Origin of the sequence: Rahnella sp. EDr1-12 (assembly GCF_049206505.1) — a bacterium.
GTDB classification, from domain to species: domain Bacteria; phylum Pseudomonadota; class Gammaproteobacteria; order Enterobacterales; family Enterobacteriaceae; genus Rahnella; species Rahnella rivi.
This window is the reverse complement of record NZ_JBLZNY010000001.1, coordinates 1,383,664-1,404,742: the sequence shown is the minus strand read 5'-3', so window position 1 is coordinate 1,404,742 and position 21,079 is coordinate 1,383,664. Positions and strand designations below refer to the sequence as shown.

At 54.3% G+C, this 21,079-nt stretch carries 19 protein-coding genes and 1 other RNA gene; 15 read left to right on the top strand and 5 right to left on the bottom strand.

The window, feature by feature from the left end:
- Positions 1-57 precede the first annotated feature (57 nt).
- The 4 genes from ACO0U8_RS06640 to ACO0U8_RS06625 all read left to right on the top strand — a co-directional run bounded on the left by ACO0U8_RS06640 (position 58) and on the right by ACO0U8_RS06625 (position 4,020).
- Positions 58-1,326: an MFS transporter gene (locus ACO0U8_RS06640; RefSeq protein ID WP_056773190.1), complete on the top strand. Its 1,269-nt coding sequence runs from the start codon at positions 58-60 to the stop codon at positions 1,324-1,326.
- A 134-nt stretch (positions 1,327-1,460) separates the two neighbouring features.
- On the top strand, positions 1,461-2,348 hold the full coding sequence (gene mscS, locus ACO0U8_RS06635) for a small-conductance mechanosensitive channel MscS (RefSeq protein ID WP_421670496.1): 888 nt from the start codon (positions 1,461-1,463) through the stop codon (positions 2,346-2,348).
- A 182-nt stretch (positions 2,349-2,530) separates the two neighbouring features.
- On the top strand, positions 2,531-3,148 hold the full coding sequence (gene argO, locus ACO0U8_RS06630) for an arginine exporter ArgO (RefSeq protein ID WP_122096068.1): 618 nt from the start codon (positions 2,531-2,533) through the stop codon (positions 3,146-3,148).
- Between the two features lie 116 nt (positions 3,149-3,264).
- Positions 3,265-4,020 (top strand): oxidative stress defense protein, encoded by a 756-nt coding sequence (locus ACO0U8_RS06625; RefSeq protein ID WP_122096067.1) that lies wholly within the window; start codon positions 3,265-3,267, stop codon positions 4,018-4,020.
- 67 nt (positions 4,021-4,087) lie between these two features.
- Here ACO0U8_RS06625 and ACO0U8_RS06620 read toward each other — a convergent pair whose 3' ends face one another.
- Positions 4,088-4,990, bottom strand: coding sequence for a LysR family transcriptional regulator ArgP (locus ACO0U8_RS06620; protein WP_056773177.1), 903 nt, complete (start codon positions 4,988-4,990; stop codon positions 4,088-4,090).
- 227 nt (positions 4,991-5,217) lie between these two features.
- On the opposite strand from ACO0U8_RS06620, the gene rpiA reads away from it, so the two are divergent.
- Positions 5,218-5,880 (top strand): ribose-5-phosphate isomerase RpiA, encoded by a 663-nt coding sequence (gene rpiA, locus ACO0U8_RS06615; RefSeq protein ID WP_013576792.1) that lies wholly within the window; start codon positions 5,218-5,220, stop codon positions 5,878-5,880.
- Positions 5,881-6,229: 349 nt separating this feature from the next.
- On the top strand, positions 6,230-7,468 hold the full coding sequence (gene serA, locus ACO0U8_RS06610; RefSeq protein WP_122096066.1) for a phosphoglycerate dehydrogenase: 1,239 nt from the start codon (positions 6,230-6,232) through the stop codon (positions 7,466-7,468).
- A gap of 302 nt (positions 7,469-7,770) precedes the next feature.
- Here the strand turns inward: serA and asr are convergent, their stop codons facing one another.
- The 4 genes from asr to zapA all read right to left on the bottom strand — a co-directional run bounded on the left by asr (position 7,771) and on the right by zapA (position 9,638).
- Positions 7,771-8,184: an acid resistance repetitive basic protein Asr gene (gene asr, locus ACO0U8_RS06605; protein WP_015698458.1), complete on the bottom strand. Its 414-nt coding sequence runs from the start codon at positions 8,182-8,184 to the stop codon at positions 7,771-7,773.
- 258 nt (positions 8,185-8,442) lie between these two features.
- Positions 8,443-9,039 carry a 5-formyltetrahydrofolate cyclo-ligase gene (locus ACO0U8_RS06600; protein WP_390974434.1) on the bottom strand — a complete coding sequence of 199 codons (597 nt, stop codon included), beginning with the start codon at positions 9,037-9,039 and terminating at the stop codon, positions 8,443-8,445.
- A gap of 38 nt (positions 9,040-9,077) precedes the next feature.
- Positions 9,078-9,261: non-coding RNA, 6S RNA (ssrS, locus tag ACO0U8_RS06595), on the bottom strand.
- Positions 9,262-9,308: 47 nt separating this feature from the next.
- Positions 9,309-9,638: a cell division protein ZapA gene (zapA, locus tag ACO0U8_RS06590; RefSeq protein ID WP_013576788.1), complete on the bottom strand. Its 330-nt coding sequence runs from the start codon at positions 9,636-9,638 to the stop codon at positions 9,309-9,311.
- Between the two features lie 253 nt (positions 9,639-9,891).
- Here zapA and ACO0U8_RS06585 point away from each other — a divergent pair, with 253 nt between their 5' ends.
- From ACO0U8_RS06585 to ACO0U8_RS06545, 9 genes are all read left to right on the top strand, one after another.
- The gene (locus ACO0U8_RS06585) at positions 9,892-10,464 is read left to right on the top strand and encodes a YecA family protein (RefSeq protein ID WP_056773168.1); all 573 of its coding nucleotides are present in this window, start codon (positions 9,892-9,894) and stop codon (positions 10,462-10,464) included.
- A 58-nt stretch (positions 10,465-10,522) separates the two neighbouring features.
- Positions 10,523-11,839: a Xaa-Pro aminopeptidase gene (gene pepP, locus ACO0U8_RS06580; RefSeq protein ID WP_122096064.1), complete on the top strand. Its 1,317-nt coding sequence runs from the start codon at positions 10,523-10,525 to the stop codon at positions 11,837-11,839.
- Position 11,840: 1 nt separating this feature from the next.
- The gene (gene ubiH / locus ACO0U8_RS06575) at positions 11,841-13,019 is read left to right on the top strand and encodes a 2-octaprenyl-6-methoxyphenyl hydroxylase (RefSeq protein ID WP_421670495.1); all 1,179 of its coding nucleotides are present in this window, start codon (positions 11,841-11,843) and stop codon (positions 13,017-13,019) included.
- A gap of 17 nt (positions 13,020-13,036) precedes the next feature.
- Positions 13,037-14,263, top strand: a complete 1,227-nt coding sequence (gene ubiI / locus ACO0U8_RS06570; RefSeq protein ID WP_421670494.1) for an FAD-dependent 2-octaprenylphenol hydroxylase — start codon at positions 13,037-13,039, stop codon at positions 14,261-14,263.
- A gap of 321 nt (positions 14,264-14,584) precedes the next feature.
- Complete coding sequence (gene gcvT / locus ACO0U8_RS06565; RefSeq protein WP_136376107.1) at positions 14,585-15,682, top strand: glycine cleavage system aminomethyltransferase GcvT; 1,098 nt, start codon at positions 14,585-14,587, stop codon at positions 15,680-15,682.
- A 54-nt stretch (positions 15,683-15,736) separates the two neighbouring features.
- Positions 15,737-16,123 carry a glycine cleavage system protein GcvH gene (gcvH, locus tag ACO0U8_RS06560; protein WP_056773158.1) on the top strand — a complete coding sequence of 129 codons (387 nt, stop codon included), beginning with the start codon at positions 15,737-15,739 and terminating at the stop codon, positions 16,121-16,123.
- A 107-nt stretch (positions 16,124-16,230) separates the two neighbouring features.
- A complete protein-coding gene (gene gcvP / locus ACO0U8_RS06555) occupies positions 16,231-19,104 on the top strand; it encodes an aminomethyl-transferring glycine dehydrogenase (protein ID WP_421670493.1) in 2,874 nt (957 codons plus the stop codon).
- A gap of 207 nt (positions 19,105-19,311) precedes the next feature.
- Positions 19,312-20,184, top strand: a complete 873-nt coding sequence (locus tag ACO0U8_RS06550; protein ID WP_056773152.1) for a carbohydrate ABC transporter permease — start codon at positions 19,312-19,314, stop codon at positions 20,182-20,184.
- Positions 20,174-21,073 carry a carbohydrate ABC transporter permease gene (locus ACO0U8_RS06545; RefSeq protein ID WP_421670492.1) on the top strand — a complete coding sequence of 300 codons (900 nt, stop codon included), beginning with the start codon at positions 20,174-20,176 and terminating at the stop codon, positions 21,071-21,073. The genes ACO0U8_RS06550 and ACO0U8_RS06545 overlap by 11 nt, the downstream gene beginning before the upstream one ends.
- Positions 21,074-21,079: the final 6 nt, after the last annotated feature.

Sequence of the window (21,079 nt, the reverse complement as noted above, 5' to 3'; positions counted from 1 at the left end):
CCCGCGCCGTGGCGTTAATACGCTGCGGCGCAGCATTCAGTCGCAAGGAAACTGCAAATGAATTACATGAAAAATACCAATTTCTGGATGTTCGGGCTGTTCTTCTTTTTCTACTTTTTCATCATGGGGGCCTATTTCCCGTTCTTCCCGATCTGGCTGCATGACATCAATCAGATCAGTAAAAGTGACACCGGCATTATCTTCGCCAGCATCTCGCTGTTCTCATTATTGTTCCAGCCGGTGTTCGGTTTACTCTCAGATAAACTGGGGCTGAAAAAGCATCTGTTGTGGATCATTACCGGCATGCTGGTGTTGTTTGCGCCGTTCTTTATCTACGTGTTCGGCCCGCTGCTGAAAGTGAATATTTATCTCGGATCCGTGGTCGGCGGCATCTATCTCGGGCTGATTTACAATGCCGGTGCGCCCGCCATTGAAGCCTACATTGAGAAAGTCAGCCGTCGCAGCAGCTTCGAATTTGGTCGTGCGCGGATGTTCGGCTGTGTCGGCTGGGCGCTGTGTGCGTCGGTGGTCGGCATTATGTTTACCATCAACAATGAGTTTGTGTTCTGGCTTGGCTCCGGCTGTGCGGTGATCCTCGCGATTCTGTTGCTGATCGCCAAACCGGAAGTCACTTCCAGCGCCCGCGTCGCCAACGATCTGGGCGCGAATACCAAACCGTTCAGCCTGAAGATTGCCCTTGAACTGCTGAAGGACCGCAAGCTGTGGTTCCTGGCGCTGTATGTTATTGGCGTCTCCTGCACTTATGACGTCTTCGATCAGCAGTTTGCTAACTTCTTTACCTCGTTCTTTGCGTCTTCATCAGAAGGAACACGGGTCTTCGGTTATGTCACCACCATGGGCGAACTGCTGAATGCCTGCATCATGTTCTTCGCGCCGCTTATCGTGAACCGCATCGGGGGCAAAAATGCGCTGTTGCTGGCGGGGATGATTATGTCAGTGCGCATCATCGGTTCCTCCTTTGCCTCTTCGCCGGTTGAAGTGGTGGTGCTGAAAACCCTGCACATGTTTGAAGTGCCGTTCCTGATTGTCGGTTGCTTCAAATACATTACGTCGGTGTTTGAAGTGCGTTTCTCCGCGACGATTTATCTGGTGACCTTCTGCTTCTTCAAACAGGTGGCGATCATGTTTATGTCGGTATTCGCCGGCAACATGTATGACCGTATCGGTTTCCACGGGACTTATCTTATCCTCGGTCTGGTGGCGCTGACGTTCACCGTCATTTCAGCCTTTACGCTCACCGGACGCGGTCCGTTGCAGGCGTTCAAAACGCCGGAGCCGTTGAAAAATCACCCTGCAAATTCCTAATTTCACGGGGTTATTGCCCCGGAAATTGGCACTTCATCGCATTGTTAGTTAACCTTAAAGTACAGTTGCTGCCCGTTAATCGGGCAGCTTTGGTTTCTTAAAACCCGTCAGGGTATTTTTTTGGGGTACTTTAAATGGATGATTTGAACGTTGTGGGCAGCATTAACAATGCGGGAAACTGGCTGGTGAGAAATCAGGCTTTACTGCTGCATTACGCCGTCAACATCGTCGCGGCAATCTTTATTCTGATTGTGGGGATGATTGTCGCCCGCATCGTTTCCGGTGCCGTCAGCCGGGTCTTAAAAGTTCGTGGCATTGATATCACGGTTTCCGATTTCCTTTCCGCCATGGTGCGCTACGCGATTATCGCGTTCACGCTGATTGCGGTGCTGGGGCGGATTGGCGTGCAAACCACGTCCGTGATCGCGGTCATCGGTGCCGCCGGTCTGGCCGTCGGCCTGGCATTGCAGGGGTCGCTGTCTAACTTTGCGGCGGGCGTTCTGCTGGTGATTTTCCGTCCGTTCCGTGCCGGTGAATATGTCGATCTCGGCGGTGTGGCGGGTACGGTGACTCAGGTACAAATTTTCTCGACCACCCTGCGCACACCGGACAACAAAATCATTGTGGTGCCAAACGGTAAAATCATCGCCGGTAACATCATCAACAATTCACGCGAACCGACCAGCCGTATCGACCTGACCATCGGCGTGGGTTATGACTCTGACGTTGATCTGGTGAAGAAGATCCTGTCCGATATCGTGACCGCCGACCCGCGTGTTTTGAAAGATAAAGACGTTGTGGTTCGCCTGAACGAAATGGCGGCTTCAACCCTGAATTTCATCGTGTACGCCTGGACCAGCAACGGTGATGCGCAGAGCGTGAAATGGGATCTGCTGGAATCGTTCAAACGCGCGCTGGATGAAAACAACATCAATATTGCTTACCCGCAGATGGATGTTCACCTTTATCAGGTGGCGAAAGCGGCAGCCCAGCCGCAGGAAGAACGACGCACTTTCGACTAACCGATCCTTCCCGGATTCAGATTTTTTCAGGCGCCTGCGGGCGCCTTTTTCATGCCTGAAATATCACCGGGTTGATGATAAGCCGTTCTAATGGGTGATTAGAATTATCCATTTCCTCTTATGGCTGCAAAGCCCTTACACTGCGCGCATTCTCTGTTAATGACTGTTTGAAGGATAACAACGTGCTGGCAATTTTCCTGCAAGGACTGGCGATGAGCGCCGCGATGATTTTACCGATCGGCCCGCAGAATGCGTTTGTGATGAACCAGGGCATCCGCCGTCAGTATCACCTGATGATTGCCGGATTATGCGCTCTGAGCGACATTGCGCTGATTTGCGGTGGCATCTTTGGCGGCAGCGCGCTGCTGAGTCAATCCCCGACATTGCTGTTGCTGGTGAGCTGGGGCGGCGTGGCATTTTTACTGTGGTATGGCTGGGGCGCATTTCGTACGGCATTCAGCAAAAATCCTGAACTGGCGCAGGCGGAAGTGGCGAAGCAAAGCCGCTGGAAAATTGTGGTCAGCATGATGGCTGTCACCTGGCTCAATCCGCACGTTTATCTCGATACGTTTGTGGTGCTCGGCAGTCTGGGCGGCAGCCTGAACGCAGATGAACGTTCGTGGTTTGCACTCGGCGCAGTCAGCGCATCCATTATCTGGTTCTTCGGGCTGGCGATACTCGCCGCCATGCTCGCCCCCTGGCTTAACACCGGCAAAGTACAGCGGGTGATTAACGCGGTTGTCGGCACCATCATGTGGGGAATCGCTATTCAGCTGGCGCGCCAGACCGGGATCTTTTAAGTTTTATGACAGAGTAAGTTTTTGTCACTAATCTTAGTTTCTGTTGTAATGGATTATGCTACGGTTTCGCAGTTAATACGTTTATTGCCATATCTTTGATGATTAATGGAGGCACTGTGAAACTGAAAGCATTGACTGTTGCAGCGATGTTGGGATTAGGGACATTACCGCTGGCGTTGCAGGCGGCAGAATTACCTGCCGGGCCGCACGTCGTGACCTCAGGAACGGCGAGCGTTGACGCCACGCCGGATATCGCCACGCTGGCGATTGAAGTGAACGTCTCTGCGAAAGATGCCGCCAGCGCCAAGAAACAGGCTGATGAGCGAGTGGCAGAGTACTTTGCTTTCCTGCAGAAAAACGGCATTGAGAAGAAAGACATCAATGCAGCGAATTTACGTACTCAGCCGGAGTATGACTACCTGAAAGACGGAACGTCACAGCTGAAAGGCTACCGCGCCGTGCGTCAGGTTCAGGTCACCTTGCGTCAGCTGGATAAACTGAACGAACTGCTGGATGGTGCGCTGAAATCCGGCCTGAATGAAGTGCGTGCCGTTGAGCTGGGCGTGGCGAATCCGGATCGTTTCCGCGATGAAGCGCGTCAGAAAGCCATTGATAACGCCACGCAGCAGGCAAAATCGCTGGCCGAAGGTTTCCACACCACGCTGGGGCCGGTCTACAGCATCCGTTATCACGTGGCTAACTACCAGCCGATGCCGGTGGCGCGCATGTATAAAACTGCCGAAGCCGCAGGGCAGAGCGATGTCGCGCAAACCTACGAGCAGCAAAGCATTCACTTCGACGACCAGGTCGATGTGGTGTTCGAATTGCAGCCTCAGGCACCCGCAGCACCCGCACCTGCACCTGCTCAGTAAGAATGATTCTGTAGAAATGAAAAAACCCGCTCAGGCGGGTTTTTTCATTTTTGGTTGAGCAGGAAGGTCAGTCCTGGCGCAGAACCTGATGCCCGTGGGCCAGCAGCGCGTCGGTGACTTTACGCATCATGCGGCTTTCCGGCGCAAAACGGTGCCAGTAAAGCATACGGCGCTGGAACAGGCCCGGCGTCAGGTCGATCAGTTCGCCGCTCTCCAGTTCTTTCTCGATTTGCAGATGCGGGATCATGCAACAGGTAGTGCCCTGACGCGCCAGCTGCACGAAGGCTTCCGACGAGTTAACGATATGGCACGGCACACTGCCCGGCGACAAATCGAAGTTCTGTTGCAGGAAGGCCTGATGCATATCGTCGAGGTGGTCAAACGCCACCGCAGGCGCTTTCAGCAAGGCGGAGCGGGTGACGCCGTTCGGGAAGTAGCGATCGGCAAAGGGTTTGGAACCGACAAACAGATAGTCCAGCGCGCCCAGTTGATCGACCAGACAGCTCGGCAGCGGCTGTGGCTGAATACTCACCGCACCGACCACTTCACCGCGACGCAGACGTTCCTGCGTGCGTGTTTCATCTTCGACCTGCAAATTCAGGCGGATAGGGGAGTCGACCAGCACCGATTTCAGCGCGGGTAACAACCAGGTCGCCAGACTGTCGGCGTTGACTGCCAGCGAAAGCAGCAGTGGCGTATCATTACTGTCGCTGTTGCTGTCACTGCCCAGCCACTCTTCTTCCAGCAATTCCACCTGATGCAGCAAGGCCAGTAATTTCTGTCCCTGCTCGGTCGGGCGGGGTGGAACGGTACGCACCAGCAGCGGTTGGCCGAATAAATTTTCCAGTTGCTTAATACGCTGAGAGACGGCCGATTGTGTGATGCAAAGCTTCTGTGCGGCGCGTTCAAAACCGCGCTCACGGATGACCGCGTCCAGTGCCTGCAACGTTCTATAGTCCGGGCGTTTCATCGGAGTTCTGTCCCTTGGGTTCAATATTATCCGGACACTATGCCACAGTTTGTCAGTTTTTGTGGTGAGGAAAATCTTGGTGTTTGCAGCGCAATTGCACTTAATAAGTGTGAGCTTGTCACGCTCTTGGCTGCCCAATCTGCCGGGACATGCTTTATAATCACCGGCACAATTCGTTTCACCGAACTATTCACGCCACTTTCGGGTTATCAGACAGAGAAGCCATTATGACGCAGGAAGAATTGAAGAAAGCAGTCGGCTGGGCCGCACTGGATTACGTCACGCCGGGCACCATTGTCGGTGTTGGTACCGGATCCACCGCCGCGCATTTCATTGATGCACTGGGGTCCATCAAAGGCCAGATCGAAGGCGCAGTCTCCAGCTCCGACGCGTCTACCGCAAAACTGAAAAGCCTTGGCATCCATGTTTTCGACAGTAACGAAGTCGATTCGCTGGATGTGTATGTCGACGGCGCAGATGAAATCAACGGTTCAATGCAAATGATTAAAGGCGGCGGCGCAGCGCTGACCCGCGAAAAAATCATTGCGGCGATTGCCAAAAAATTCATCTGTATTGTGGATGCCTCCAAGCAGGTCGATGTGCTGGGTAAATTCCCGCTGCCGGTGGAAGTGATCCCGATGGCGCGCTCCTATGTTGCACGTGAGCTTGTGAAACTCGGCGGCCTGCCGGAATACCGTCAGAATGTGCTGACAGATAACGGTAACGTGATCCTCGATGTGCATAACCTGAACATTCTGGATGCCGTCGCGATGGAAAATAAGATCAACAGCATTGCCGGTGTGGTGACCGTTGGCCTGTTCGCCAACCGTGGCGCAGACGTGGCGCTGGTCGGGACTTCCGAAGGCGTGAAAACCGTTAAACTGAAGTAATGACGATATAAGCAGAAGATCTGGCTGCTTTAGCCCAAAGCAGCCAGCCTCCGCCTTGTCATCCCGCTGTCATAACGCAATGTTATGAAGATGATAATTTTCTGGTTGAATCATCTTTTCTTCAAAGGCTTTAATTTGGTGACTTATGTCACATTTCAGTATTTCTCCTCCTGAACGTCTGGCGCTGTAAAATCTAACCAGCATGAAATGCTAAAAACCAACAGGCATGGTGAGCCTTCTGCTGCCTGGCAGGCAATCGTTTGTATTGATGATGGCGGATTTTTTGTTATGTTGGCTGTGAGCAATCACCTCGCAGTTCGAATTCAGCCAGAAAATATAGGGTCGGGAAATGGCAAAAGTATCACTTGAGAAAGACAAGATTAAATTTTTGTTAGTGGAAGGCGTCCACCAAAGTGCGGTTGATACACTCCGTGCCGCGGGTTACACCAATATTGAATTTCACAAAGGTGCTTTAGATACAGAATCGCTCAAAGAGTCGATTCGTGATGCGCACTTTGTTGGACTCCGATCGCGTACTCAGCTGACCGAAGAAGTGTTCCAGGCAGCAGAAAAACTGGTGGCTGTTGGGTGTTTCTGTATCGGGACCAATCAGGTTGATCTGAAAGCCGCCACGCGTCGCGGTGTTCCGGTGTTCAACGCACCGTTTTCTAACACCCGCTCAGTAGCCGAAATGGTGCTGGGTGAAATGTTGCTGATGATGCGCGGTATTCCTGAAGCGAATGCGAAAGCGCACCGTGGTATCTGGAACAAGCTGGCCGTCGGTTCATTTGAAGCACGCGGCAAACGTCTGGGTATCATCGGTTACGGCCATATCGGTACGCAGCTGGGCATCCTGGCAGAAAGCCTCGGGATGCGCGTGTTCTACTACGACATCGAAAGCAAATTGCCGTTGGGTAATGCGCAGCCAATTGCTTCGTTGCAGGAACTGCTTAATACCAGCGACGTCGTGACGCTGCATGTGCCCGAAACCGCCGGGACAAAAGACATGATTTCTGAAGTGCAGCTGGCGCAGATGAAGCCGGGCGCGCTGCTGATCAACGCCTCGCGCGGCACGGTCATCGACATTCCTGCTCTGTGCAATGCACTGCGCAGCAAACATCTTTCTGGTGCGGCGATCGACGTCTTCCCGGAAGAGCCAGCGACCAACAGCGATCCTTTCAATTCTCCGCTGTGTGAATTCGACAACGTGCTGCTGACGCCGCACATTGGCGGTTCGACCATGGAAGCGCAGGAAGGTATCGGCCTCGAAGTGGCAGGCAAACTGGCGAAATACTCTGACAACGGTTCAACACTGTCAGCGGTTAACTTCCCGGAAGCCTCTTTGCCAGCACACACTGAGAAAGCCAGCCGTCTGTTGCATATCCACGAAAACCGTCCGGGCGTGCTGACCAGCATCAACCAGATTTTTGCGGAGCAGGGCATCAACATCGCCGCGCAGTATCTGCAAACCAGCCCGGAAATTGGTTATGTGGTTATCGATGCGGAAACAGATATCGCGACGCTGACTACCGCGTTACAGCTGATGAAAGCGATCCCGGGAACCATTCGTGCCCGCTTGCTCTACTGATCGTATCAGCCATAAATGACAAAGCCGCCGAAAGGCGGTTTTTTTGTGTCTGGATAAAGTGGTGTGTCAGGTTTTTAAGCGTCCTGGAAGGCGCTTCATGTTTCAGAAGTAAAAGGAGAGGGTGATCAATCCGCAGAGGATCATGGATGAAAAGGTGATTTCGAACAGGTAGCGGCGCAGCATCATCTGTCAGTACCTCCGGATAGACACTGAAGAAAAAAACACCCGGCGAACCGGGTGTTAAATTATTCAGTCTTGATAAATGTGAGCAGATGCGTTCACAAAGACTTCTGGTTTACTTCTTATGCTGCTGGTGTTGCTTTTGCAGCCGGAGCAGCTTTCTTAGCATGTTTCACGTGTTTCTTGGCAGCCTGGGCTTTCTGAGCAACCGGAGCCGCTTTCTTAGCGTGTTTCACGTGTTTCTTGGCAGCCTGGGCTTTCTGAGCAACCGGAGCTGCTTTCTTAGCGTGCTTCACGTGTTTTTTAGCCGCTTGTGCTTTCTGAGCCACTGGCGCTTTTTTGGCTGCTTTTTTGTGTTTCTTGGCTGCCTGAGCTTTCTGAACAGGTTTCTTGTGGGCTTTATGCTTGGTGGCATGAGCCGGAGCCGCCGTTGTTGTGGTCGCAGCAGGCGCCGGAGTTGCTGTAGTTTCAGCAGCGAAAGCGACAGAAGACAGGCCCATTGCAGCGGCTACAACCAGAGCTAATACTTTTTTCATCGTTTATTCCTCAAGAATTTTGGTTTGTGTGTCTACCCCACTGCGGGGCCGATGAGAGAATAGTATGCGTGTCGGCTCAGGTTGTCCGTGAGTGAATGGTTTCGGCGTGTAACGCTATGTATAAATGAAAAATAACATGTATTTCAATGCGTTGATTGGGTTGTATGTATTGTGGCTGGTTTTTTAGAGACTTAGTTACAACATACTGAAGAGGGTGATACGCTGTCATGTGCAGGCATCAGGATCCGGGACGGTTTTTTACCACGTCCATATTTTTCCGGGTGTAATGACTTCCGGCAAAGGTACGTCCCAGTGCTCGGCTGGCAACGCATCGACCTGCTGACAGTCATGCGCTAACCCAATCGGATAGGGCCCGCCATCCTGCCAGTGCTCCAGCGTGCGGTCATAAAAACCTCCGCCCATACCCAGGCGCTGCCCGTGATTGTCGAACGCAACCAGCGGCGTCAGGATAATATCCAGTCGTGAGAGTGGAATCACCTGCGTGACATCCAGACCTGGTTCGAGGATCTTCAGACGATTGCGAACCAGCGGTGTATCCGGCGCATAGCGCAGAAACAATAAATGATGAGGCGAAAACGGATGCAGAACCGGCAGGCAAAGTTGTTTGCCTTCCTGCCATAAACGCGCAATCAACGGGGCGGTATCCAGCTCACCGTCAAAAGACAGAAACACAGATACTGTTTTAGCTGCCTGAATTTTGGGATGCGAAACGATACGTTCTGCCGCCTGAAGGGCGAAATCAGCTTGCTGCTCGGGTGTCAGGTTTTTTCTGCGTTGGCGTATTTCGGTGCGAAGGTGTTGTCTTGCTGAAGCGTACTGGGGTGTGTGCGACATAGATACATTGACCAGGATGGGATGTACCGAAAGAAAGGGGAATCTCCGAGATGCCGTCGCAGGCTGTAACCCTTGAACCCATGGTTCAAGGTGAACGTGCTGTCGCAATCTTTAGGCTTCTCGGACGGACCGAGCATGCGCACCGATTACGGATCATCACATTCTGTTGGTACTAATTATCGGCTCAGGGGACGGGCCCGCTGGCGAACATCTCAGAGAAATTTTTTACCGTTTCTGACGACCTGTGACCAGTCAGTCAGCAACGCGTGTTATTCGAAAGGCGCCCCTTCACGTTCAGAGATCCGGCCTTGTTCGAGCAGTGCCTGCTCGATGGTTTGTTGCAGCATCCGGATACGTTGTTCCATATTGGATGCGTAATCGCGAGTTTTCAACCTTTCCTGAGCAAGTTCGTGACATACGTTCAATGCCGCGATGAAAACCAGTTGCTCTGTATTGGTGACTCTAGTGCGAACTTTCAGATCTTGCAACCGCTGATTAAGATCTTCAGCTGCCAGATTCAGTGCTTCCTGTTGTTCTGGCGGACAATTCACTCGTAAAGAGCGACCAAAAATTTGAATATCTACCGGTTGTGCAGACATGCCACCTTCCTGCTAATTTATTCGTCCGCCCCAACGTGACCACTACGACCTGGCGCAGGATGTTGGAAGCGGGCGCCACTATAACTATCTCAATACCAGGTTACAACCCCATGGCTGGCTGACTGCTGCCCGATTGTTCAGAGCAGGTCATTCATACCTTAGTACGCCCAATCACAGGCTGCTAATCTGGTACTACGACAGACCTTGGTGGTAGCATAACACGAACTTATCCAGCCAACGATGGCGAATGCGCATGTCTATTGAGAATACTTACCCTACTTACGATTCGTTGGATCAAAACCTGAAACAACAATCGGTTGCTTTAACAGCGGCAGAAATGCACGGGCTGATCAGTGGTTTACTGTGCGGTGGCAACCGCGACGGTAGCTGGTTGACTCTTGTGCATGATCTTACCAACGAAGGCATGGCCTTCCCACATACGCTGGCCGATTTGCTGCAGCAATTGCGTAAAGTGACGTCAGATACGCTGGAAGACGACAGTTTCGAATTCAAAATCATGATGCCTGACGATGAAAAAAGCATCTTCGAACGCGCGGATGCGCTGGCCGGCTGGGTCAACCATTTCCTGCTAGGTCTGGGCATGATGCAACCTAAACTCGCCAAAGTGAAAGGCGAAGTCGGTGAAGCCATCGACGATTTGCGCAGCATCGCGCAATTAGGTTACGACGAAGATGAAGATCAGGAGCAATTAGCGCAGTCTTTAGAAGAAGTTGTGGAATACGTCCGCGTGGCGGCCATTCTGTGCTTTGGCGAATTTGGCCACAGCCTGCCGACCGCCCCGGAAAGTCCGCGTACATTGCATTAAGTTTTTCATGAATTGTTTCATAACAACACATTAAAACGATTTCAGGAGAGCAGGTGAGATGACTCAGCAAGAATTTGAGAATCGTCGTCAGGCGCTTTTAGCAAGGATGGCTCCGGGCAGCGCAGCAGTGATTTTTTCCGCCCCCGAAGCACCGCGCAGCGCTGACAGTGAATACCCGTATCGTCAGAGCAGTGATTTCTGGTATTTCACCGGTTTCAACGAGCCGGAAGCGGTACTGATTCTGGTCAAAAGTGATGAAAATCATAACCACAGCGTGCTGTTCAACCGCGTGCGCGATCTCACTGCTGAAATCTGGTTCGGGCGCCGTCTGGGGCAGGATGCTGCACCGGCGAAGCTTGGTGTCACCAAAGCGCTGCCTTTTGATGACATCAATGACCAGTTGCATCTGCTGCTCAACGGCCTCGATGTGGTTTACCACGCGCAGGGCGATTACGCTTATGCCGATGAAATCGTTAACCGTGCAATGGAAAAACTGCGCAAAGGCTTCCGTCAGAACTTGTCTGCACCGGCTACCGTCACTGACTGGCGTCCGTGGGTACATGACATGCGTTTGTTCAAATCTGTTGAAGAAATCAGCGTGATGCGCCGCGCAGGGCAGATCACCGCCCTGGCTCATACCCGTGCGATGGAAAAGTGTCGCCCTGGCATGTTTGAATACCAGCTTGAAGGCGAAATTCATCACGAGTTTACCCGTCACGGTGCGCGTTATCCTTCCTACAACACCATCGTAGGCGGCGGCGAAAACGCCTGCATCCTGCATTACACCGAAAACGAATGCGAACTGCGCGACGGCGATTTAGTGCTGATCGACGCCGGTTGTGAGTACAAAGGCTACGCAGGTGACATCACCCGCACCTTCCCGGTAAACGGCAAGTTCAGCAAAGCACAGCGCGAAATCTACGACATTGTGCTGGCATCTGAATACAAAGCGCTGGACGTGTTAGGGCCCGGCAGCAGTATTCAGGCCGCCACCGAAGCCGCTGTTCGCGTGATGATTGAAGGTTTGGTCAAACTCGGCGTAATGAAAGGCGACGTTGAGACGCTGTTCGCCGAGCAGGCACATCGCCAGTTCTTCATGCACGGTTTATCTCACTGGCTGGGGCTGGACGTTCATGACGTCGGCCACTACGGCTCTGTTGACCGCAGTCGTACGCTGGAACCGGGCATGGTGCTGACCGTTGAACCGGGGCTGTATATCGCGCCGGATGCGGACGTACCGGAAGCGTACCGCGGCATCGGTATCCGTATTGAAGACGACATTCTGATCACCGCCACCGGCATTGAAATCCTGACCGGCGATGTAGTGAAAGAAGCCGATGATATTGAAGCATTAATGGCGGCGGCACAGAAATAATATGAGCATCGTAATTGTTGGCGGCGGAATGACCGGTGCAACATTGGCGCTGGCGATTTCCTCGCTGACGCAGGGGCGTTTGCCGGTGCATCTGGTGGAAGCCACTGCGCCGGAAAACCACGGGCATCCGGGGTTTGATGCCCGCTCGATCGCACTGGCGCAGGGAACCTGTCAGCAACTGGCTCGCGTGGGCATCTGGCCTGCGCTGGCGAAAATTGCCACGCCAATCCGTGATATTCACGTCAGCGATCGCGGCCATGCGGCTTTTGTGCATCTCAATGCCGCCCATTACGGCGTCGAAGCGCTGGGGCAGGTGGTTGAGCTGCATGAAGTCGGCAAGCGTCTGTTTACCTTACTGAAAAACGCGCCCGGCGTGACGCTGCACTGTCCGGCGAAAGTGACCGATGTCGCGCGTTCGCAGGACTCCGCCAGTGTCACGCTCGACAGCGGAGAAACGCTGACCGCGCAACTGCTGGTGGCCGCCGACGGTTCGCACTCTTCGCTGGCAAAAGCCTGCAACATTGGCTGGCAGCGTGAGGATTATGGTCAGGTCGCCGTCATCGCCAACGTGGCAACCAGCGAACCGCACAACCATCGTGCTTTCGAGCGTTTCACTCAGCACGGGCCGCTGGCGCTGCTGCCAATGTCCGATGGCCGCAGTTCTCTGGTCTGGTGTCACCCGCGCGAAGCGAAAGAAGAAATCGATAACTGGAGCGAAGCGCAGTTCCTCAGCGAGTTGCAAAAAGCCTTCGGCTGGCGTCTCGGCACCATGAAACAGGCCGGAAAACGTTTCAGTTATCCGCTGCAATTACAAAGAGCCAACAGCCATATCAGCCACCGTCTGGCGCTGGTGGGCAACGCGGCACAAACGCTGCACCCGATTGCCGGGCAGGGCTTTAACCTCGGCCTGCGCGACGTTATGACGCTGGCGGAAACGCTGGCCAATGCGGCGATGACGGGCACTGACGTCGGCAGTTACCGCGTACTGAGCGATTATCAGCAGCGTCGTCAGCCCGATCAGCAGGCAACCGTCGGCGTGACCGATGGCCTGATCCACCTCTTTGCCAACCGCTGGCTGCCATTAATGGTCGGACGCAATCTCGGTTTACTGGCGATGGAAGGCATTACGCCGCTACGCGATGCGTTCACCCGCCGGACCTTAGGTTGGGTAGACCGTTAAGCCTTACAGGAAAAATTATGCAATCTTTTGATGTGGTTATCGCCGGTGGCGGAATGGTCGGTCTGGCGCTGGCATGTGGTTTACAGGGCAGCGGTTTACGCGTTGCTGTGCTGGAAAATCAGCAACCGGATCTCGATTCACCGTTGCCGGAACAGCCGGGTTTACGGGTTTCGGCGATCAACGCTGCCAGTGAACGCCTGCTGAAATATATCGGCGTCTGGGACAGCATCATTGCTCAGCGTGCCAATGCCTATCAGGGGATGGAAGTCTGGGATCGCGACAGCTTCGGTAAAATTGCATTTCGTGGCGAAGAATATGGTTTCAGTCATCTCGGTCACATCATTGAAAATCAGGTGATCCACCGTGCTTTATGGCAACGTGCGGAAAAATCTTCCGACATCACCCTGCTGGCACCGGCAACCCTGAAGAATGTGGCGTGGGGCGAAAATGAGGCATTCATTACCCTCAATGACGATCGCCAGCTCACCGCGCGGTTAGTGGTCGGCGCAGATGGCGCACAGTCGTGGCTGCGTCAGCACGCCGACATCCCTCTGACCTTCTGGGACTACCGTCACCATGCACTGGTGGCGACCATCCGCACGGAAGAACCGCACCAGTCTGTTGCACGCCAGGTCTTCCACGGCGACGGCATTCTGGCTTTTCTGCCGCTGGCAGATGCGCATTTGTCTTCCATCGTCTGGTCAGTATCGCCTGAGGAAGCGCAGCGACTGAGCGCGCTGGCGCCGGAAGAGTTCAACAAAATTCTCGCCAGCACCTTTGACTTGCGCCTGGGTGTTTGCGCGGTAGAAAGCGAGCGCGTGACCTTCCCGCTGACCGGCCGTTATGCCCGCAGCTTTGCCGGTCAGCGTCTGGCGCTGGTCGGCGATGCGGCGCACACCGTGCATCCGCTGGCCGGTCAGGGCGTGAACTTAGGCTTTATGGATGCCGCGGAACTGGCGTCTGAAATCAAACGCCTGCAAAAAGAAGGCAAAGATTTCGGCCAGCACATGTACCTGCGCCGTTACGAGCGCCGCCGCAAACACAGCGCAGGGCTGATGCTTGCCGGGATGCAGGGTTTCCGCGAACTGTTTGCCGGGGACAATCCGGCCAAAAAACTGCTGCGCGATATTGGCCTGACACTGGCGGATTCGCTGCCGGGCGTGAAACCGAAACTGGTCCGTCAGGCGATGGGGTTGAATGATTTGCCGGAGTGGTTACAGGACGATTCGCTTCGATTGAAATAATCTAATTTCAGCCAGGTTTTTCCATTACATTTTCTAATCCGGGGCCGGGTTTCTCATTCTGCAAATGGTGAGAAATTCGGCCTTGTCGTTATATAACATCGATACTTTTGATGTTTATTTGTAGATTTTGCGCCACAAACCCCAGTTTACCAGTCAAAAACTCTGCACAATGCCCTTGTGAAATCACTGACATTCCTTCTGCTCCACCTATTTTAACTTATGGTTAGTGAGCTTATTCAGTGGTAAGTTCGAACAAAGGGTATCGTTTGCGCTCCCTGTCATTTTCAACTTTCAGGCAGCCTTTTCGTCATGAGGAATAAGATGGTTAAGCAGACTCAGCTTTATGAACAACATGTTGCATGCGGCGCGCGTATGGTCGATTTCCACGGCTGGATGATGCCTTTGCATTACGGCTCCCAGCTGGATGAACACCACGTTGTGCGTCAGGATGCCGGTATGTTTGACGTCTCTCACATGACCATTGTTGACCTCCACGGTGCCCGTACCCGTGAATTCCTCCGTTACCTGCTGGCGAACGATGTCGCCAAACTCACCGTACCGGGCAAAGCGCTTTACACCGGCATGCTCAATGCGTCCGGCGGCGTGATCGATGATCTGATTGTTTACTTCCTTACCGAAGATTATTTCCGCCTGGTGGTCAACTCCGCCACCCGTGAGAAAGATCTGGCATGGATTTCGCAGCATGCAGAACCTTACGGCGTTGAACTGACCGTGCGTGACGATCTGGCGCTGGTTGCCGTGCAGGGGCCGCAGGCGAAAGAAAAAGCAGAAACCTTGTTTAGCGCCGAACAAAAAAACGCTGTCGCGGGCATGAAACCTTTCTTCGGCGTACAGGCAGGCGATCTCTTCATCGCCACCACCGGTTACACCGGCGAAGCGGGTTATGAAATCGCGCTGCCGCAAGAGCAGGTGGCGGATTTCTGGCAGAAACTGCTGGCGGCAGGCGTGAAACCGGCCGGTCTGGGCGCGCGCGATACGCTGCGTCTGGAAGCTGGCATGAATCTTTACGGTCAGGAAATGGACGAAGGCGTTTCACCGCTGGCGGCCAACATGGGCTGGACCATCGCCTGGGCACCGGAAGACCGCAATTTTATTGGCCGTGACGCACTGGAAAGACAGCGCGAGCAGGGCACCGAACAGCTTGTAGGACTGGTTCTGACCGAAAAAGGCGTATTGCGTAACGAGATGCCGGTGCATTTCACCGACGCCGCAGGCAACACGCATCAGGGCGCGATCACCAGCGGTTCTTTCTCTCCGACGCTGGGCTACAGTATTGCACTGGCGCGCGTTCCGGCAGGCATTGGCGAACAGGCCATTGTACAGATCCGCAATCGCGAAATGCCGGTAAAAGTCACCAAACCAGGGTTTGTCCGTAACGGCAAACCGCTGGTGCAGTAACGTATTTAATTGAGCAGAAATAGAAAAATTTAAAACGTTTTCAGGAGATTATCGATGAGCAATGTCCCGTCAGATTTGAAATACGCGTCATCCCACGAGTGGGTACGTTCAGAAGGTAACGGCGTTTACACCGTAGGCATCACCGAACACGCTCAGGAATTACTGGGCGACATGGTTTTCGTTGATCTGCCTGAAGTTGGCCGTGAAGTTGCCGCAGGCGAAGACTGCGCCGTGGCGGAATCCGTTAAAGCGGCTTCAGACATTTACTCGCCAATCAGCGGCGAAATCGTCGCGGTTAACGGTGAACTGGAAGGTTCCCCGGAGCTGGTCAACAGCGAGCCCTACGGCACCGGTTTCCTGTTCCAGATTAAAGCGTCAGACGAAAGCGAACTGGCTAACCTGCTTGATGCAGAAGCCTATGCCGCCTCTGTCGAAGAATAAACAAGACTGCACGACCGCCCCGTAACCCGCTTGCGGGGCAAATCAAAACCAGTAGCTTTTGTCAGTATCCCAAGACACCTCCAGCAGATTCCAGGAATGCGTAGCAAATGACTCAGACTCTCAGCCAACTCGAACACAGCGAAGCCTTTATTGGCCGCCATATCGGCCCGTCTTCTCAGCAGCAGCAACAGATGCTGGAAGCGGTCGGCGCGGATTCCTTAAACGCGCTGATCCAGCAGATCGTTCCGGTCGATATCCAGTTGCCGGAGCCACCGGCCGTCGGCGACGCCGTAACGGAACATCAGGCGCTGGCTGAGCTGAAAGCCATTGCCAGCCAGAACCAGCGTTATAAATCCTACATCGGTATGGGTTACAGCGCGGTGCTGACACCGCCGGTTATCCTGCGCAACATGCTGGAAAATCCGGGCTGGTATACCGCGTACACCCCGTATCAGCCGGAAGTGTCTCAGGGCCGTCTTGAAGCGTTGCTCAACTTCCAGCAACTGACGCTGGATCTGACCGGTCTGGATCTGGCTTCTGCCTCTTTGCTCGACGAAGCAACTGCCGCCGCCGAAGCCATGGCACTGGCAAAACGTGCCAGCAAACTGAAAGACGCTAACCGTTTCTTCGTGGCTGACGACGTGCATCCGCAAACGCTGGACGTGGTGCGCACCCGTGCAGAAACCTTCGGTTTTGACATCATCGTCGATAAAGCCGAAAAAGTGCTCGAGCTGGAAGGCGTGTTCGGCGTGCTGTTACAGCAGGTGGGCACCACCGGCGAAGTGCACGATTACACCGCGCTGCTGGGCGAACTGAAATCCCGCAAAATTATTACCAGCGTCGCCGCTGACATTATGGCGCTGGTGCTGCTGGCCGCACCGGGCAAGCAGGGCGCAGACGTGGTCTTTGGTTCCGCACAACGCTTTGGTGTGCCGATGGGCTACGGCGGTCCGCACGCGGCTTTCTTCGCGTGTGTAGATGAATTCAAACGTTCCATGCCGGGCCGTATCATCGGGGTTTCCCGTGATGCTGCGGGCAAAACGGCACTGCGTATGGCGATGCAGACCCGCGAGCAACATATCCGCCGCGAAAAAGCCAACTCCAACATTTGTACCTCGCAGGTGTTACTGGCCAACATTGCCAGCCTGTATGCGGTATTCCACGGCCCTGAAGGCCTGAAACGCATTGCCTCACGCATTCACCGTCTGACCGACATTCTGGCCACTGGCCTGAAACAGGGCGGCCTGACGCTGCGCCACAACACCTGGTTCGATACGCTGACCGTGGAAGTGAAAGACAAAGCCGCCGTGCTGGAACGCGCGCTGAGCTTCGGTCTGAACCTGCGTACTGACATTCACGGCGCAGTGGGTATCACGCTCGACGAAGCGACTTCCCGCGAAGATGTGCAGATCCTGTTCGCCGCCCTGCTGGGTGACGACAACGGTCTGGATATCGATAAGCTGGACAAAGCGGTATCCACCGACAGTAACTCGATTCCTGCGGCGATGCTGCGTGTGGATCCGATCCTGACCCATCCGGTATTCAATCAGTACCACAGCGAAACCGAGATGATGCGTTATATGCATCGTCTGGAGAAAAAGGATCTGGCGCTGAATCAGGCGATGATCCCGCTGGGTTCCTGCACCATGAAACTGAATGCTGCAGCCGAAATGATCCCGATTACCTGGCCGGAATTCGCTGAACTGCACCCGTTCTGCCCGACCGAACAGGCTGGCGGCTATCAGCAAATGATTGGTCAGCTGTCACAATGGCTGGTTCAGCTCACCGGTTACGATGCGGTGTGTATGCAGCCAAACTCGGGTGCGCAGGGCGAATATGCCGGTCTGCTGGCAATTCGTCGCTACCACGAAAGCCGTAACGAAAGCAGCCGTCATATCTGTCTGATCCCAAGCTCCGCGCACGGTACCAACCCTGCATCCGCGCAGATGGCGAGCATGACCGTGGTGGTGGTGGCTTGTGACAAACAGGGCAACATTGATCTGAGTGACCTGCGTGAGAAAGCCGCGAAAGCGGGCGATGAGCTCTCTTGTATCATGGTGACGTACCCGTCAACGCACGGCGTTTACGAAGAAACCATCCGCGAAGTTTGCCAGATTGTGCATCAGTACGGCGGTCAGGTTTACCTCGACGGCGCGAACATGAACGCACAGGTCGGCATCACCACGCCGGGTTACATCGGCGCGGACGTTTCGCACCTTAACCTGCATAAAACCTTCTGTATCCCGCACGGCGGCGGCGGCCCAGGCATGGGTCCGATTGGCGTGAAATCCCATCTGGCTCCGTTTGTTCCGGGTCACAGTGTGGTGCAGATTGACGGCGTCCTGACGCAAAACGGCGCGGTTTCTGCGGCTCCGTTCGGCAGTGCTTCCATTCTGCCTATCAGCTGGATGTACATCCGCATGATGGGCGCGGAAGGCCTGAAACAAGCCAGCCAGGTCGCTATCCTGAATGCGAACTACATCGCCACCCGTTTGAAAGACGCGTATCCGGTGCTGTATACCGGCCGTGATGGCCGTGTGGCGCACGAATGTATTCTGGATATTCGTCCGCTGAAAGAAACCACCGGCATCAGCGAAATGGATATCGCCAAACGCCTGATCGACTACGGATTCCACGCCCCGACCATGTCCTTCCCGGTGGCCGGTACGCTGATGGTTGAGCCAACCGAATCCGAAAGCAAAGTGGAACTGGATCGCTTTATCGATGCGTTGCTGGCAATCCGCAGCGAAATCGACCGCGTGGCGAAAGGCGAATGGCCGCTGGAAGACAACCCGCTGGTGAACGCACCGCACGTGCAGAACGAGCTGGTCAGCGACTGGAACCACCCGTACACCCGCGAAGTGGCGGTATTCCCGGCCGGTTACGACAACAAATACTGGCCGACCGTGAAACGTCTTGATGACGTGTACGGGGACAGAAACCTGTTCTGTTCCTGCGTGCCGATGTCAGATTACGAGTAAGATTTCCGTCGGCTCTCTCCCTTTCACGGGGAGGGAGCCGATTGCATTTCTGGCCCCCGTTTTTGCCGTTCTGGCAGCACACCCCGCTCAATTTTGTTCAGTAACATTCGCTTATTTTTCATTCAAGTAACCATCACATTCCCGCCATGTGACTGACATAAATTCAGGACAGGATAGGCACCTTAATTCGCTGACCGGTATCCTGTAATGCGCCGCATGTTGTTCCCCTATCTGATTTTGCTGCCGACGCTGATTTTTCTGTTTTTATTCACCTATTACCCCTTATTTCAGTCAGCGACGGACAGCCTGTTTGACAGCCGTCTGTCGTCGGATGCCCCGCCGTTTGTCGGCCTGCAAAACTATCTGCGTCTGATTCAGGATTCGGTGTTCTGGCGTGCGCTGCTTAATAACCTCGCCTACATCCTGATGACCGTCGTGCCCGGTATCGTGCTGGCGCTGCTGCTGGCGGTGGCGCTGTGGGAAAACACTTCGCTGAACCGCTGGCTGCGTACCGCATTTTTCTTCCCGATGATTATCCCGCTGGTCAGCGCCGCCACCTTGTGGCTGTTCATTTTCATGCCCGGCATGGGGCTGCTGGATTACACCCTGGCGAAAGTGTTCGGGCCGATGAATAACAATTATCTCGGCATGAGCAACAGCGCGCTGATTGCGCTGAGCGTGATTGGCGTGTGGAAATTCGCCGGTTATTACATGCTGTTTTTCCTCGCCGGATTGCAGTCAATCCCGGCCTCAGCCCGCGAAGCTGCGCTGATGGAAGGGGCGTCGCGTCCACAGGTTTTCTTCTACATTACGCTGCCGCTGCTGCGCCCGACCATCAGCTTTGTGGTCACCATCGCGCTGATTTATTCCATTACGCAGATCGACCACGTCGCGGTGATGACGCAGGGCGGACCGAATAACGCCACCACCGTGCTGCTGTATTACATCCAGAGTCTGGCCAATGACACCCACGATTTAGGCAAAGCCTCGGCGGCGACCTTCCTGACGCTGGTGTTGCTGTTTGGTTTTTCGATGCTGAACCTGCGGGTGCTGGAAAGAGGGGCGCACTATGAGCGTTGAAACGTCTGAAGTGCCGGTGATGACCGGCAAAAAATCGCGGGCGGCTGCACGTTCGCCGTCGATGTTATTGCGCGGTGCGCGTCGTTCGACGCTGCCGGTTTTACTGCTGTGCGCGGCCTTTTTATGGATGGCGCCTTTCCTGTGGATGTTGTCTTCGGCGTTCAGCGAAAGCAGTTTCTCGCCGGATATGGCCTCGCTGCTGCCGCGCCTCCCGCTGACGCTGCAAAACTTCCGCGATGCGTGGGACAGCGCCGACTGGCTGCGGCTTTACGCCAACACGATCTTCTTTTCCTTCGGCACCTTTCTGGTTCAGCTGGTGACCATCACCACCGCCGGTTACGTGTTCGCGTATCACGAATTTCGCGGCAAACAGACGCTGTTCTACCTGCTGTTGATCCAGCTGATGATCATGCCGGTCATCATGATGGTGCCGAACATGATGATCCTTAAACAGTTCGGCCTGCTCAACACATTGACCGGCGTGATGATGCCGTACTTCGCGTCGGCGTTTGGCGTGTTTCTGATGCGTCAGGCGTTTCTCAGTATTCCCCGTGAGATCGAAGAAGCCGCGCTGATGGAAGGTTGCCGCTGGTGGCAGGTGGTGTTCCGCGTACTGATCCCGATGTCGTGGCCCGCCATTCTCGCCTTTGCCACCGTCAGCATTACCTATCACTGGAATGAATATCTCTGGCCGCTGATGGTGCTTAACGATCCGGACAAACAGGTGCTGACCGTCGGGCTGGTATCTTTTGCGATGGGCGCGGAATCGGGCGGGCAGTGGGGCTTAATCACCGCCGGAACGCTGATGGTGTGCCTGCCGCTGATGCTGGCGTTCATTATTTTTCAGAAACAGTTCCTGAAAAGTTTCGGCTTTTCCGGGATCAAATAAAGGGGT

Bases quoted from the DNA above. Each gene is read 5' to 3' on its own strand.
- ACO0U8_RS06640 (WP_056773190.1), top strand. From the start codon at position 58: ATGAATTACATGAAAAATACCAATTTCTGGATGTTCGGGCTGTTCTTC.
- mscS (WP_421670496.1), top strand. From the start codon at position 1,461: ATGGATGATTTGAACGTTGTGGGCAGCATTAACAATGCGGGAAACTGG.
- ACO0U8_RS06620 (WP_056773177.1), bottom strand. From the start codon at position 4,990: ATGAAACGCCCGGACTATAGAACGTTGCAGGCACTGGACGCGGTCATC.
- rpiA (WP_013576792.1), top strand. From the start codon at position 5,218: ATGACGCAGGAAGAATTGAAGAAAGCAGTCGGCTGGGCCGCACTGGAT.
- serA (WP_122096066.1), top strand. From the start codon at position 6,230: ATGGCAAAAGTATCACTTGAGAAAGACAAGATTAAATTTTTGTTAGTG.
- asr (WP_015698458.1), bottom strand. From the start codon at position 8,184: ATGAAAAAAGTATTAGCTCTGGTTGTAGCCGCTGCAATGGGCCTGTCT.
- ACO0U8_RS06600 (WP_390974434.1), bottom strand. From the start codon at position 9,039: ATGTCGCACACACCCCAGTACGCTTCAGCAAGACAACACCTTCGCACC.
- zapA (WP_013576788.1), bottom strand. From the start codon at position 9,638: ATGTCTGCACAACCGGTAGATATTCAAATTTTTGGTCGCTCTTTACGA.
- ACO0U8_RS06585 (WP_056773168.1), top strand. From the start codon at position 9,892: ATGTCTATTGAGAATACTTACCCTACTTACGATTCGTTGGATCAAAAC.
- pepP (WP_122096064.1), top strand. From the start codon at position 10,523: ATGACTCAGCAAGAATTTGAGAATCGTCGTCAGGCGCTTTTAGCAAGG.
- ubiH (WP_421670495.1), top strand. From the start codon at position 11,841: ATGAGCATCGTAATTGTTGGCGGCGGAATGACCGGTGCAACATTGGCG.
- ubiI (WP_421670494.1), top strand. From the start codon at position 13,037: ATGCAATCTTTTGATGTGGTTATCGCCGGTGGCGGAATGGTCGGTCTG.
- gcvT (WP_136376107.1), top strand. From the start codon at position 14,585: ATGGTTAAGCAGACTCAGCTTTATGAACAACATGTTGCATGCGGCGCG.
- gcvH (WP_056773158.1), top strand. From the start codon at position 15,737: ATGAGCAATGTCCCGTCAGATTTGAAATACGCGTCATCCCACGAGTGG.
- gcvP (WP_421670493.1), top strand. From the start codon at position 16,231: ATGACTCAGACTCTCAGCCAACTCGAACACAGCGAAGCCTTTATTGGC.
- ACO0U8_RS06550 (WP_056773152.1), top strand. From the start codon at position 19,312: ATGCGCCGCATGTTGTTCCCCTATCTGATTTTGCTGCCGACGCTGATT.
- ACO0U8_RS06545 (WP_421670492.1), top strand. From the start codon at position 20,174: ATGAGCGTTGAAACGTCTGAAGTGCCGGTGATGACCGGCAAAAAATCG.